The organism is Devosia sp. GW821-FHT12F11 (genome assembly GCF_058806655.1).
On the sequence record NZ_JBXAPX010000008.1, the window covers coordinates 33,330 to 45,402 of the forward strand.

General features: G+C 64.6%; 16 protein-coding genes. 5 read left to right on the forward strand and 11 right to left on the reverse strand.

Going from position 1 to position 12,073, the window contains the following annotated elements; all coding sequences use genetic code 11:
* Positions 1-179 precede the first annotated feature (179 nt).
* From AC1ROK_RS21590 to AC1ROK_RS21630, 9 genes are all read right to left on the reverse strand, one after another.
* Entirely contained in the window at positions 180-473 is a 294-nt protein-coding gene (locus AC1ROK_RS21590) for a hypothetical protein (RefSeq protein WP_492850754.1), read from the reverse strand.
* A gap of 183 nt (positions 474-656) precedes the next feature.
* Positions 657-1,295, reverse strand: a complete 639-nt coding sequence (gene gmk, locus AC1ROK_RS21595; RefSeq protein ID WP_055879293.1) for a guanylate kinase — start codon at positions 1,293-1,295, stop codon at positions 657-659.
* 58 nt (positions 1,296-1,353) lie between these two features.
* On the reverse strand, positions 1,354-2,247 hold the full coding sequence (locus AC1ROK_RS21600) for a YicC/YloC family endoribonuclease (RefSeq protein ID WP_492850756.1): 894 nt from the start codon (positions 2,245-2,247) through the stop codon (positions 1,354-1,356).
* Positions 2,247-3,389, reverse strand: coding sequence for an endolytic transglycosylase MltG (mltG, locus tag AC1ROK_RS21605; protein WP_492850758.1), 1,143 nt, complete (start codon positions 3,387-3,389; stop codon positions 2,247-2,249). The genes AC1ROK_RS21600 and mltG overlap by 1 nt, the downstream gene beginning before the upstream one ends.
* 90 nt (positions 3,390-3,479) lie before the next feature.
* A complete protein-coding gene (gene fabF, locus AC1ROK_RS21610; protein WP_492851313.1) occupies positions 3,480-4,742 on the reverse strand; it encodes a beta-ketoacyl-ACP synthase II in 1,263 nt (420 codons plus the stop codon).
* 33 nt (positions 4,743-4,775) lie between these two features.
* On the reverse strand, positions 4,776-5,012 hold the full coding sequence (locus tag AC1ROK_RS21615; protein WP_055048542.1) for an acyl carrier protein: 237 nt from the start codon (positions 5,010-5,012) through the stop codon (positions 4,776-4,778).
* A gap of 288 nt (positions 5,013-5,300) precedes the next feature.
* A complete protein-coding gene (gene fabG, locus AC1ROK_RS21620; protein ID WP_291311319.1) occupies positions 5,301-6,041 on the reverse strand; it encodes a 3-oxoacyl-[acyl-carrier-protein] reductase in 741 nt (246 codons plus the stop codon).
* A gap of 26 nt (positions 6,042-6,067) precedes the next feature.
* Positions 6,068-7,018, reverse strand: coding sequence for an ACP S-malonyltransferase (gene fabD, locus AC1ROK_RS21625; RefSeq protein ID WP_492850760.1), 951 nt, complete (start codon positions 7,016-7,018; stop codon positions 6,068-6,070).
* Between the two features lie 114 nt (positions 7,019-7,132).
* Positions 7,133-8,089, reverse strand: coding sequence for a threonine/serine dehydratase (locus AC1ROK_RS21630; RefSeq protein WP_492850761.1), 957 nt, complete (start codon positions 8,087-8,089; stop codon positions 7,133-7,135).
* An 81-nt stretch (positions 8,090-8,170) separates the two neighbouring features.
* On the opposite strand from AC1ROK_RS21630, the gene AC1ROK_RS21635 reads away from it, so the two are divergent.
* Positions 8,171-8,368 carry a hypothetical protein gene (locus tag AC1ROK_RS21635; RefSeq protein WP_492850762.1) on the forward strand — a complete coding sequence of 66 codons (198 nt, stop codon included), beginning with the start codon at positions 8,171-8,173 and terminating at the stop codon, positions 8,366-8,368.
* A 5-nt stretch (positions 8,369-8,373) separates the two neighbouring features.
* On the opposite strand, the gene AC1ROK_RS21640 is transcribed toward AC1ROK_RS21635, so the two are convergent.
* Positions 8,374-8,559, reverse strand: coding sequence for a hypothetical protein (locus AC1ROK_RS21640; RefSeq protein WP_492850764.1), 186 nt, complete (start codon positions 8,557-8,559; stop codon positions 8,374-8,376).
* Positions 8,560-8,854: 295 nt separating this feature from the next.
* Here AC1ROK_RS21640 and rpsF point away from each other — a divergent pair, with 295 nt between their 5' ends.
* The 4 genes from rpsF to AC1ROK_RS21660 all read left to right on the forward strand — a co-directional run bounded on the left by rpsF (position 8,855) and on the right by AC1ROK_RS21660 (position 11,327).
* Entirely contained in the window at positions 8,855-9,268 is a 414-nt protein-coding gene (rpsF, locus tag AC1ROK_RS21645; protein ID WP_492850766.1) for a 30S ribosomal protein S6, read from the forward strand.
* A 77-nt stretch (positions 9,269-9,345) separates the two neighbouring features.
* Positions 9,346-9,600 (forward strand): 30S ribosomal protein S18, encoded by a 255-nt coding sequence (gene rpsR, locus AC1ROK_RS21650; protein ID WP_055048535.1) that lies wholly within the window; start codon positions 9,346-9,348, stop codon positions 9,598-9,600.
* A 121-nt stretch (positions 9,601-9,721) separates the two neighbouring features.
* Positions 9,722-10,300 (forward strand): 50S ribosomal protein L9, encoded by a 579-nt coding sequence (rplI, locus tag AC1ROK_RS21655; RefSeq protein WP_492850768.1) that lies wholly within the window; start codon positions 9,722-9,724, stop codon positions 10,298-10,300.
* Positions 10,301-10,619: 319 nt separating this feature from the next.
* Positions 10,620-11,327 carry an outer membrane protein gene (locus AC1ROK_RS21660; protein WP_492850770.1) on the forward strand — a complete coding sequence of 236 codons (708 nt, stop codon included), beginning with the start codon at positions 10,620-10,622 and terminating at the stop codon, positions 11,325-11,327.
* Between the two features lie 146 nt (positions 11,328-11,473).
* On the opposite strand, the gene AC1ROK_RS21665 is transcribed toward AC1ROK_RS21660, so the two are convergent.
* Positions 11,474-12,007, reverse strand: a complete 534-nt coding sequence (locus AC1ROK_RS21665; protein ID WP_492850772.1) for a cytochrome b — start codon at positions 12,005-12,007, stop codon at positions 11,474-11,476.
* Between the last annotated feature and the right edge of the window lie 66 nt (positions 12,008-12,073).

Consider the following 12,073-nt stretch of genomic DNA (forward strand, 5'->3'; position numbering starts at 1 on the left):
GTACGCGGAGAGAAACCCCTCATCCGGCCTTCGGCCACCTTCTCCCACAAGGGGAGAAGGCACTCGGTCCACGGCCGGTGCCTGTTGATATGCGATAGTCCTCCCCCTTGCGGGGAGGGATCAAAACCGGGGGTCAGCTCGCACCGAAGGGCGGTCAGAGAGCATACCGGGAAGAGCTTTCAGCCGCTGACGGTCGGCCGCGTTACCGCGCCGTCGCCGCTCACCTCGATCTCGGCAACCGAGACGGTGCGCTTGAGGATGGCGGCCGCCTTGACCAGCAGCGCGGTCTTCACTTCCGACGGGCTCATCTTGTCGTGAGTGTTGGCCCAGACGCGCAGGGTGAGGTTGTGATCGAAGGTTTCGCGCGAGCGAATCTCGCGCAGCAGCACTTTCACCTTTGCCTGGGTCCGATCGGCAAAGGTCGGATGCCGGTGCATTTCGTCGATGCTGCACGCTTTCACTTCGAACGGCATGCTCAAGTCCCCCGCGAGGGTAGGTTCCGCCCAATTCCGAGGTTTCGGAACTGCGGGCGCGCGAACCATCCACAGATGCCGATGGCTTATCCACAGGCAGCTATCGGAAGAGTTAAGGTGTTACCTTAACGATTTTGTTGCGCCTTTATGACGCTCGGAGGCTCGCAACCCTCTCCTCTCTTGTTAAAGAGAGTCGATCTGATCCTGCAAGTCCTTGACGAACTTATCCAATTGGATGAACCGGGGCCGTGCGAGGCGGGCCGCGGCAAGGATCGTGCGGACGCGCGAGGTGGAATCCTCCAGATCCTCGTTGACGAGCACGTAGTCGTACTCGCCGTAATGCTCCATCTCGATGCGCGCGTTCTTCAGCCGCTTCTCGATGGTACCGGCGCTATCCTGGGCCCGTCGCTCGAGGCGCTTGCGCAGTTCCTTGATCGAGGGCGGCAGGATGAAGATCGTCACCATGTCGCTGCGGCACTTCTCGTAGAGCTGCAGCGTGCCCTGGAAGTCGATGTCGAACAGGATATCGCGGCCGGCCGAGAGCCGTTCTTCGACGCGCGAGCGCGGCGTGCCGTAGAAATTGCCGTGCACCTCGGCGCTCTCGAGCAGTTCGCCGTCCTCGCGCATCTTCTTGAAGGTCGGCACGTCGATGAAGTGGTAGTGCTTGCCGTCGATCTCGTCGGTGCGGCGGGCGCGCGTGGTCACCGAGACCGACAGCGCGATGTTCGGATCATCCTCGAACAGGGCGCGAGAAATCGAGGACTTACCCGCGCCGGACGGCGAGGCGAGAACCAGCATCACTCCGCGGCGTGTGAATTCCATTCGTACTTCGCCCTCTGCCCAGTCCATAGCCCTTGGCCGCTGTGCGGCACTCGCCGGGCTACTCGATATTCTGGACCTGCTCGCGGAGCTGATCGATCACGGCCTTCAGGTCGAGGCCGATGGCGGTCAGGGCCACGTCGTTGGATTTGGAGCAAAGCGTATTCGCTTCGCGGTTAAATTCCTGTGACAGGAAATCGAGCTTGCGGCCGACTGGGCCGCCGCCTGAGATCAGCTGCCGCGCCGCTGCGATGTGCGCGCCGAGCCGATCAAGCTCCTCGCGGATATCGGCCTTGGTGGCGAGCAGCACGGCTTCCTGCGCCAGCCGCTCATCCGACAGCGTCGGGCTCGCTTCGCTGAGCTCGGCCAGTTGCTGGCGCAGCCGGGCGAGGATGGCGTCGCGGCTGCGGCCCGGGTGGATTTCGGCGGCCTTGGTGAGCGCGGCAATCTCGTCGATGCGTTCGGAGAGAATGGCGGCGATGCGGGCCCCCTCGTCGCGCCGCGCTACGACAAGGCCGGTTACGGCCTCCGCCACGGCGCCGAGGATCGCCGCGTTGAGCGCCTCCTCCTCGTCGGCCGAGAGCGCGGTCTCGTGCTGCTCGAGCACGCCGCGCAGCGCCAGAATGCCGTCGAGGCGAGGCTTGTCGGCGTTGACGCGGCCCTCCAGCCACTTGAAGCCCTCGAGCACCGCTTCCAGCGCCTGGTGATTGACGACGACGCGGCCGCCCTCGCCTTCGCGGTCGACGCTCAGCGATACGGTCAGCGAGCCGCGGGTGATCGATTTGCCGATCAGGCGGCGGATCTCGCTCTCCAGTACATCGAAACCAGAGGCAAGGCGCATCCTGAGATCGAGGCCGCGGCCGTTGACCGATTTGATCTCGATGGTGAAGCCGACGCCCGGCAAGGTGCCGCCGGCCCGGGCATAGCCGGTCATGCTGGCGAGCGACGCGCCCATCAGTTGGCGGGCTCGACGGTCTCGCCGGCGCCCTCGGCCTGCTCGGCTTCCAGCGCTTCCTTGGCGGCTTCCGCGTCCGCCTCAGCGGCCGCCTTGCGATAGAGCCTCACGTTCTTGCGGTGCTCGGCATAGGTTTCGGCAAACAGGTGGCCGTCGGCGGGGTTAGCGCTCTTGGCGACGAAGTAGAGGTCCTTGATCGCCGCCGGGTGCGCCACAGCGCGCAGCGCGTCCTCGCCCGGATTGGCGATCGGGCCGGGCGGCAAGCCGTCGATCTGGTAGGTGTTGTAAGCGGTCCTGGCCTTCAGCTCCGACGAGGTCGGGCCGCGGTTCAGCACGGCCTTTCCCTCGGTAACACCATAGAGGACCGTGGGGTCCGTCTGCAGCCGCATCGACTTCTTCAGCCGGTTGATGAACACGGCGGCCACCTGCGGCCGTTCGGATGCGACGCCGGTTTCCTTCTCGACGATCGACGCCATGGTCACCAGTTCGGCCGGCGACTTGATCACCGAGTCGATGGCGGGGTCGCGGCCGGCCCAGATCTCGTCGACGGTCTTCTTCATCTCGGCCTGCATCTTTTCGAGCACCGAGATGCGGGTGTCACCGGGGAAGAAATCGTAGCGCACGGCGAGCAGCGTGCCTTCGGGCGGCACGGGCACCGGCTCGCCGGTGAGGTTCGGGCCCTCGGCATTCAGCCGCTCGGCCACCTGGAACGAGGTATCGCCGGGGATGACGTTGACGAAGAAATCGAGCGGCTTGCCCTCGGTCAGCTCGGTGAGGATGTCGGCCATCGAGGAATTCGGCTTCAGCGCGTAGACGCCGGCCTTGAGGTCGCCTTCCTTCTTCAAGGCGCGGGCGCCGCCCCAAAACAGCCATTCGGACGGCAGCAGCTGGCCCTGCGGGATCAGCCCCTGCTCTTCGAGCCGGCGGGCCGTGGTCATCACCGAAGAGCCCTTCTCGACAGTGAAGTTGGCCTCGGTCTTGACCGCGCCGGGGGCATAGAACTGGCTGGCGCCGTAAAGGAAGATACCGACGGCAACGAGGATGCCGAGGACGAGCAGCGTCAGCAGCGCGTTGATGACGCTGAGGAAACCGCCACTCCGCCGTTTCTTGCGGACTCGCTTCTCGCTGCGCTCGTTAGCCATCGGTCGAACCTCCAGAAACGCGCACTAATCGCTTGAAAAATGACATCAATACGAACCCGGCGTCCGGTTACGACGCCAGGGTTCGGTCGCTTAGCTCGCCTTGCGGAAGATCAGCGAGGCATTGGTGCCGCCGAAGCCGAAGGAGTTCGAGAGGGCAATGTTGACCTCTTTCTTCCTGGGCTTGTGGGGCACCAGGTCGATCACCGAGGCAACCGACGGATTGTCGAGATTGATGGTCGGCGGCACGATCGAGTCGCGCATGGCGAGCAAGCAGAAGATCGCTTCAACCGAACCGGCCGCGCCAAGCAAGTGCCCGATCGCCGACTTGGTGGAGCTCATCGCCGCCTTGGGAGCAGCGTCGCCCAGCATGCGGGTCACGGAGCCGAGTTCGATCTCGTCGCCGAGCGGCGTCGAGGTGCCGTGAGCATTGATATAGTCGATCTCGGAGGGGTCGATACCGGCGCGCTTCACCGCCATCTGCATGCAGCGAAAGCCGCCATCGCCGTCCTCGGAGGGAGCGGTGATGTGGTAGGCATCGCCGGAGAGGCCGTAGCCGATGACTTCGCCGTAGATCTTGGCACCGCGGGCCTTGGCGCGCTCATACTCCTCGAGCACGACAATGCCGGCGCCTTCACCCATGACGAAGCCGTCGCGATCCTTATCATAGGGACGCGAAGCCATTTCCGGGCGATCGTTGAAACCGGTGGAGAGTGCGCGACAGGCCGCAAAGCCGGCGATCGAGATGCGGTTGACCGGCGATTCAGCGCCGCCGGCCACCATCACGTCGGCATCGCCCAGCATGATCAGCCGGGCAGCATCGCCGATGGCGTGAGCGCCGGTCGAACAGGCCGTCACCACCGAGTGGTTCGGGCCCTTCAGGCCGAAGCGGATCGAGACGTTGCCCGATGCCATGTTGATGATGCGGCCCGGGATGAAGAACGGGCTGACGCGACGCGGGCCCTTCTCGTGCAGGATGATCGAGGTCTCGTAGATGCCCCCGATGCCGCCGATACCCGAGCCGATCAGCGTGCCGATCCGGTGCTTTTCTTCTTCGGTCTTGGGTTCCACCCCGGCGTCTTCGATGGCCTGGGTGGCCGCCGCCATGGCGTAGACGATGAAGGGATCAACCTTGCGTTGATCCTTCACGTCCATCCACTCGTCGGGGTTGAACTTGCCGTCGGCGTAGTCGCCCAACGGGATCCGGTGTGCGATCTGGCAAGCGATATCGTCGACCTGGAAGTCGTCGATGCGCTTGGCACCGCTCTTGGATGCGAGGATGTTGGCCCAGGTTGGTTCGATCCCGCAGCCCAAAGGGCTGACGATCCCCATCCCGGTGACGACGACGCGGCGCAGTTCCATCGAAGAAGAGCCGTTAGCGGTCGGCGATCAGCCGACGGCCTTGGTCAGATAGGCGACGGCGTCACCGAAGGTCTGGATCGATTCCGCGGCATCGTCCGGGATTTCGACGTTGAACTCTTCTTCGAAAGCCATGACCAGCTCGACCTGATCGAGCGAGTCCGCGCCCAGATCGTCAATGAAGCTAGCCTTATCGACGACCTTCTCCGCATCGACGTTGAGGTGTTCGACCACGATCTTGCGGACGCGATCAGCGATATCGCTCATATTTGACTTCCCTTGTTACCAAACAGGTTGTTCGTTCGTACGCGGCCCCAGACACCGGAATTGCCCGGGCCCACCGACCTTTGCCGCCGTTCGCGGCAGACTGTAGGCGCGGCTTCGTACCCTCGCAAGTACGGGCCGAACCCGAAATCAGGGCGGAGGTAACATACTTCCCCCGCCATTGCCATATTGCGCAAGACCCGGTTTCCCCAGCCTTCGCACTGGCAAGCTTTCCCTCTGTCGCGCTCGCGAACCGCAAAAGTCTGCAACTTTTGCTGCTCACGCTCCGGTTCAGAGCATCACCATGCCGCCGTTGACGTTCAGCGTATGGCCGGTGATGTAGCCGGCCTCATTGCTGGCAAGGAACACCACCGCGGCAGCGACCTCGTCGGCGGCGCCGAGCCGGCCAGCCGGCACCTTGCCCAGAATGCTTTCACGCTGCTTATCGTTCAATTCGTCGGTCATCGCCGAGCCGATGAAGCCCGGCGCGACGGTGTTGACCGTGATGTTGCGCGAAGCGACTTCATAGGCCAGGGCCTTACTCATGCCGATGAGACCGGCCTTCGATGCTGCGTAGTTGCCCTGCCCCGGGTTGCCGACGACGCCGACCACCGAGGTGATGCCGATGATGCGGCCGAAGCGCTGCTTCATCATCCCGCGCAGCACCGCACGGGTGAGGTGGAAGGCTGAGGTGAGGTTCACCGCCAGCACTTCGTCCCACTCTTCGTCCTTCATGCGCATGAAGAGGTTGTCGCGGGTGACGCCGGCATTGTTGACGAGAATATCGATGCCGCCCAGCGCCGCCTCGGCCGACGGGATGAGCTTATCCACCGCGTCGAGGTCCGACAGGTTGGTCGGCAGGATCGGATGATCGCCGCCACCGAGCAGGTCGCGCGTCTCCTCGAGTGCCCCGACGCGGGTGCCGCTCAGCGCCACGCGCGCGCCCGACGCGGCCAGCGCCTTGGCGATTTCGCGCCCGATGCCGCCCGAAGCGCCAGTGACGAGGGCGCGTTTGCCCGTGAGATCAAACATTTACGGACTCCTCAGGAGAAACTGAATCAGGCGCCGAGTTCGGCGAGGAACGCATCGACATCGGCCGGGGCGCCGATCGACACCGCCGCTGTTTCCGGCGCAATACGCTTGGCGAGGCCGCTCAGCACCTTGCCCGAGCCGAGTTCGACCAGTTGCGTCACTCCGCCGTCTTTCACCAGCCAGCCGACGCATTCGGTCCAGCGGACCATGCCGGTGACCTGCTCGACGAGGCGCTTCTTGATTTCTTCCGGGTCGCTGATCGGCCTGGCCAGCACGTTGGCGACAACAGGCACGATGGGGGACTTCACGGCCACCTGGTTGAGCGCATGTTCCATCGCGTCGGCGGCGGGACGCATCAGCGCGCAGTGGAACGGGGCGCTGACTGGCAGCGGCAAAGCGCGCTTGGCGCCGGCCGCCTTCAGCAGCTCAATGGCGCGGTTCACCGCGCCGACGTGACCGGAGATCACCACCTGGCCGGGAGCATTGTCATTGGCAACGCCACAGACTTCACCGTCCTCGGCGTCATTGGCGGCGCGCAGCACGGTTTCGAGGTCGAGCCCGAGGATTGCCGCCATGGCACCCTGCCCGACCGGCACCGCCTGCTGCATGGCCTGGCCGCGGATCTTCAACAGCCGCGCCGCGTCGGCGAGGCTGAAGGCGCCGGCTGCCGCCAGCGCCGAGTATTCGCCGAGCGAGTGGCCGGCGACGTAGGCGACATTGTCCTTGAGCGAGAAGCCGCGGCTTTCGAGCACGCGCGTCACTGCGACGGAGACGGCCATCAGCGCCGGCTGGGCGTTCTCCGTGAGGCGCAGCGTCTCATCCGGTCCCTCGAACATGATGGCGGAGAGTTTCTGGCCCAGCGCTTCGTCCACTTCGGCGAAAACGTTGCGGGCCTCCTGATAGGCGTCGGCGAGTTCCTTGCCCATGCCGACAGCCTGGCTGCCCTGGCCCGGGAAGGTGAATGCGCGCTTGGTCAAGGTGGTGGCCTCCGCCGTTCTTATTGCTGCTTGCAGCCGAGCCTAAGCCCCGCCCGGACAGGCGTCCAGTTGGCGGCGGCGTTTGCAGGAGGGGGATGGCAAAGTCAAGGCGGGCTAGTCGAACTTCACCGCCGTCGTGTTGGCGCCGCAGAGCAGCACGCCAACCTTTTCGCCCGGCGCGGGCACATAGCGTCCCGAGAGGACGGCTGCCATTGCAGCAGCCCCGCCCGGTTCCACCGCCACGCGCAACACGTCCCAGATCGCCTGCTGCGCCGCAACGATCGCCTCGTCGGTGACCAGCACCGAGCGGTCGATGAACCCCGACAGGGCGAAGCTGAGACTGCCGATGCGTCGGGCGCCGAGGCTGTCGGCGGCAACGCCACCGACCGGCACGTCGACGGGGTGCCCCGCCTCGATGGCGTTGTGCAGGGTCGGTGCATTCTCGGGCTCGACGCCGATCAGCCGGACCCGGCCGGCTGCGGCTGCAGCGATGCCGCCGATCAGTCCGCCGCCGCCCACCGCCACCAACAGCGTGTCGAGCCCGGGCGCCTGCTCCAGCCATTCGATCCCGACCGTCCCCTGCCCGCACAGCGTCTCGAACATGTCGTAGGCATGCACCTCGAGCAGTCCTCGCTCGGTGGCGAAGGCGTGGCTGGCATTGTAGGCGTCGATGTAGCTGTCGCCGCCGATGACGATCTCGGCGCCATATTGCAGGATGCGGTTGATCTTGGCCTGCGATGAGATGCGCGGCACATAGATATGCGCCTTGATGCCAAGCCTTTGCGCCGCATAGGCGACCGCGGCGCCATGGTTGCCTCCCGAGGCCGCCACCACGCCACGCGCGGCGCCTGGCCGGATCAGCAGGTTGGCAAAGGCGCCACGGGCCTTGAAGGTGCCCGAATGCTGCATGAATTCGAGCTTGAAGGAGAATGGCGCGCCATCGAGCCCGAAATCGGCTGCCGCAACCTCCACCACGGGGGTGCGTCGGATGTGCGGGCGGATTACCGCCTCGGCGGCGCGGATCGCATTGCGATCGGGCGGGGCGGACGCGACAGCTTCGGTGGTGGTCATGGCGGTCTCGACAAGGTTATCATAGTGGAGCCGCCCGGCCTGCCTAACGCAAGTGTCGGGACGATGAAAGAGGCCGCGACGATGGGCAAGATCAACTCCGAGTGGCACCGTGAGCACAGGATGCCAACCAACGCGACCAAAAAGCAGCGCGCCGCCTGGCATTACGAGCATGCCCGGCATTGCGGCTGCAGGGCGCTGACGCCGTCGATCACGTCGCTGCTGGTCTCAGAGGGATATGAGATCCCGAAGCGGGCCGGCGAGGCGTCCGCGTCGGGCTGAGCGGATCAGTCGAGCGGCGGCGTTTCCCGCTCCGAGGGCGTCGGCCCCGGGTTCAACAGCGGATCACGCCATACCGGCATGCCCGGCAATTGTCCTTCCGGCAGTTCCTTCTCGGTCTGCTCGGCATCAGGAATGTCCAACGGCATGTCGGGCTGGCCGGCAGGCCGTTCTGGAATTTTACGATTGGTCATGACTTTCTCCTTATGCAAAGGAAAGGCTCGGCCGGCCGAGATCGTTCCGCCGGAGCGGAAGCGATCAGGACGTCACAGTCCCACGCCGCTTGCCATTGCCGGCGTTTTCCCCTATAGCCCGCCTCGCATTCGTTCGGCCGGGGGCTGAACGGAGGGTTCGTGCATTTGCACAAACAGGGTTCGCCCGTCCTCCCGTGTTCCCGCTCTTTAGAAGACTGCTTTGATCGCCTTTCCGGCTTCAAAGGGGCTCCGCGCCGAGTGGAAGTGTTGTGAACCAACTTGAAGGAAGGCGCTTATGGCCCTTTACGAACACATCTTCCTGGCTCGCCAGGACGTTTCCCCGACGCAGGTGGAAGAGCTGACCACGGCGCTGACCGAAGTGCTCACCAACGGCGGCGGCAAGGTCACCAAGAACGAGTACTGGGGCCTGAAGTCGCTCTCGTACCGCATCAAGAAGAACCGCAAGGCGCACTACACCCTGCTCAACATCGACGCTCCGCACGCCGCGGTGGCCGAGATGGAGCGCCAGATGGGCATCAACGAAGACATCCTGCGCTTCATGACCATCCGGGTGGATGAGCTCGAGGAAGGCCCGTCGGCCATGATGCAGAAGCGCGATCGCGATGACGACCGCGGCGACCGTCCGGGTGGCCCGCGTGGCGACCGTGGTGGTTTCGACCGCGGCGACCGCCGCCCGCGCCGCTTCTAAGAACGCCCGGGAGTATTCCAGGAAAAGTTGAAGACTTTTCCGGTTCGGAATGCGACCCACCCAAGAGGATAAGCCAAATGGCCATCAAAGACCTGACCACGACCACGGCCCGCCGTCCGTTCCAGCGCCGTCGCAAGACCTGCCCGTTCTCGGGCCCGAACGCGCCGAAGATCGACTACAAGGACGTTCGCCTGCTGCAGCGCTACGTGTCGGAGCGCGGCAAGATCGTCCCCTCCCGCATCACTGCGGTCTCCGCCCTGAAGCAGCGCGAACTGGCCAAGGCCATCAAGCGCGCCCGCTTCATCGGCATCATGCCCTACGCCGTTCAGTAAGAACCGTCGTTAGGACTAAGGCGGTTGGCGCTATAGACGCGCGCCAACTCGCCAAGCTGGGGTGGCCGGATGGCCGGCCGCTCCTAACTGCCCAAGGGCAGGACAGCACAAGGAAAGCATCATGAAAGTTATTCTCCTCGAGCGTATCGGCAAGCACGGCCACATCGGCGACGAAGTGTCGGTGAAGGACGGTTTCGCCCGTAACTTCCTGCTCCCGCAGCAGAAGGCGCTGCGCGCCACCGAAGCTAACCGCAAGAAGTTCGAGCGCGATCGCGCCGACATCGAGAAGCGCAACCAGGAGCGCCGCGAGGCCGCTGCCGGTATCGCGTCGGGCCTCAACGGCAAGTCGGTGGTGATCATCCGCCAGGCCGGCGAAACCGGCCAGCTTTACGGCTCGGTGTCGTCGCGTGACGTGGCCGACGCGCTGATCTCGGACGGCTTCACCGTTTCGCGTTCGCAGGTCGACCTCGCCAACCCGATCAAGACCGTCGGCGTCCACCCGGTGCCGCTGCACCTGCACGCTGAAGTTGCCGTCTCGATTACCGTCAACGTGGCGCGCTCGGAAGACGAGGCTGCCCGCCAGGCAGCCGGTGAGGATCTCACCGCGATCAACTACGACGACGAAGCGGCCGAAGAGTTCGCGGCTGGCCAGGCCGAAGCCGGCTCCGCCGCTTCCGAGGCCTTCGGCGACGAAGAATAAAACATCGTATCCCATCGACACGAGAAAGGGCCGGGAGCGATCCCGGCCCTTTTTGTTTGTGCGCCCCGACCGGCTGTGCCTACCAGCCCCGCGACAGTCTTGACGACGTGGTCTCCGGCACAGCTTTTGGCAGATCAGATTCCTTCTGGTCCGGAATATATCAGCAACGGTGAGACTTCTATTGCTCGCCCCACTTTCGGCCTGGTGTTGCCATTATGTGCCACAGGCGAAATTGATGCGCTGAAAGCTGCTTTCCCTGCTTCCACGAATACAATTCATCTGCAAATCATTGTGGCAGCTCATTTGTGGGAGGCTCAACGTGAACCTATTCAAACTACTCGCCGGCGCTGCTGCCGTCGCACTGATCGCCGGCACCCCCGCCCTGGCGGCTGATCTGATCGTCGACGTTCCGGTCGACGAGCCCGTAGCCGTTGCCGATATGGGCTGGTACTTGAGCGTCTTTGGCGGCGCCCAATGGACCAGCATTTCGGCCGATGACAGCTCGCCGCCGGGCGGCCAGTTCTTTGACTTCGACAGCGATATCGGCTGGCAGTTCGGCGTCGCACTTGGCGCCAACTTCACCGACAATCTGCGCGGCGAAGTCGAAGTGTCGACCGGTGCGGTCGGCCTCTCCGAAGTGACCATCAGCGGCGGTCCGGGACCGGCTTTCGATGGCGACACTTACGCGATTACGGACGGTTGGGCCTCCACCAGCTACCTGCTCGGTAACCTCTGGTTCGATATCGACACGGGTTCGGGCTTCACGCCCTATATCGGCGGTGGTCTCGGTGCCGGTTATGTTACCGCTGAAGGCACCGCGGTCGGCACCCCGATCGATATGTCCGGCTGGGGCTGGGCTTACCAGGTCGGCGCCGGCGTCAAGATCGACGTGGCCGACAACATGGCCCTCGACCTTGGCTATCGCTACAAGGCGGTCGTCGGCGCCGAGCTCGAAGGCGGCGGCGACGATGCCGTCGCGGACCTCGGCTCGCACGTCGTGCAGGTCGGTCTGACCTTCGGCTTCTGAGCCGATCCGAGCGAAGTTCTCAAAGGCCGGGAGCAATCCCGGCCTTTTTGCTTTCAGCGCAACTCAGCGAGCGCCTTGGTGCCCTTCAGCCAGGAGGCGATCCGGCTCGAGTTGCGGGATGCCGATCGCCTACCCGCCGCCGCTGGCTACGCAGCCCCCACTCCCATCCGCGCCAGCAGGCGGTCGCGACGGATGAACTGGTGGTAGAGGGCGGCGCCGATATGGAGGGCGAGCAGGCCCAGCATGGCGCGGGACATGACGCCGTGGACGGCACGGGGCAGGACGGTCTCGAGGTTGGGAAGCGTGACGGAGCCGATGATGGCGGGAAGCGCGCCCGACAGGATGATGGTGGCGATACCGCTCGAGGCGGTGACGATGATCACTGCATAGAGGGAAAGGTGCACGGCTTTCGCCATGACCTTCTGCCAGCCCGGCTGATCGGCTGGCAAAACCGGACGCCGATCGATGGCGAGCCACCAGACGATGCGCAGCAGCGTCAGCAGCAACACCCCTGCCCCGAACGGAATGTGAGCGCGGAGCAGCGCGAGCTTGGCGCCCGGGTCGACCTGCGCTGCGGCGAGCAGGCCGGTGGCGAACAGCTCCAGGATCATCAGCGCGGTGAGCCAGTGGATGGCGATGGCGACGCTGCCGTAGCGCGTCGAGGTACTTTTCGCGGACATCGAAGCCTCCTTGCGTTTTGCTCGCATGGGGATTTACATAGCACACTATGGATTTAAATAGCAAGC

Coding starts and splice junctions, on each gene's coding strand:
- mltG (WP_492850758.1), bottom strand. CDS start 3,389: ATGGCTAACGAGCGCAGCGAGAAGCGAGTCCGCAAGAAACGGCGGAGT.
- AC1ROK_RS21665 (WP_492850772.1), bottom strand. CDS start 12,007: ATGTCCGCGAAAAGTACCTCGACGCGCTACGGCAGCGTCGCCATCGCC.
- AC1ROK_RS21630 (WP_492850761.1), bottom strand. CDS start 8,089: ATGACCACCACCGAAGCTGTCGCGTCCGCCCCGCCCGATCGCAATGCG.
- fabG (WP_291311319.1), bottom strand. CDS start 6,041: ATGTTTGATCTCACGGGCAAACGCGCCCTCGTCACTGGCGCTTCGGGC.
- rpsF (WP_492850766.1), top strand. CDS start 8,855: ATGGCCCTTTACGAACACATCTTCCTGGCTCGCCAGGACGTTTCCCCG.
- AC1ROK_RS21590 (WP_492850754.1), bottom strand. CDS start 473: ATGCCGTTCGAAGTGAAAGCGTGCAGCATCGACGAAATGCACCGGCAT.
- AC1ROK_RS21640 (WP_492850764.1), bottom strand. CDS start 8,559: ATGACCAATCGTAAAATTCCAGAACGGCCTGCCGGCCAGCCCGACATG.
- AC1ROK_RS21635 (WP_492850762.1), top strand. CDS start 8,171: ATGGGCAAGATCAACTCCGAGTGGCACCGTGAGCACAGGATGCCAACC.
- rplI (WP_492850768.1), top strand. CDS start 9,722: ATGAAAGTTATTCTCCTCGAGCGTATCGGCAAGCACGGCCACATCGGC.
- gmk (WP_055879293.1), bottom strand. CDS start 1,295: ATGGAATTCACACGCCGCGGAGTGATGCTGGTTCTCGCCTCGCCGTCC.
- AC1ROK_RS21615 (WP_055048542.1), bottom strand. CDS start 5,012: ATGAGCGATATCGCTGATCGCGTCCGCAAGATCGTGGTCGAACACCTC.
- AC1ROK_RS21600 (WP_492850756.1), bottom strand. CDS start 2,247: ATGGGCGCGTCGCTCGCCAGCATGACCGGCTATGCCCGGGCCGGCGGC.
- rpsR (WP_055048535.1), top strand. CDS start 9,346: ATGGCCATCAAAGACCTGACCACGACCACGGCCCGCCGTCCGTTCCAG.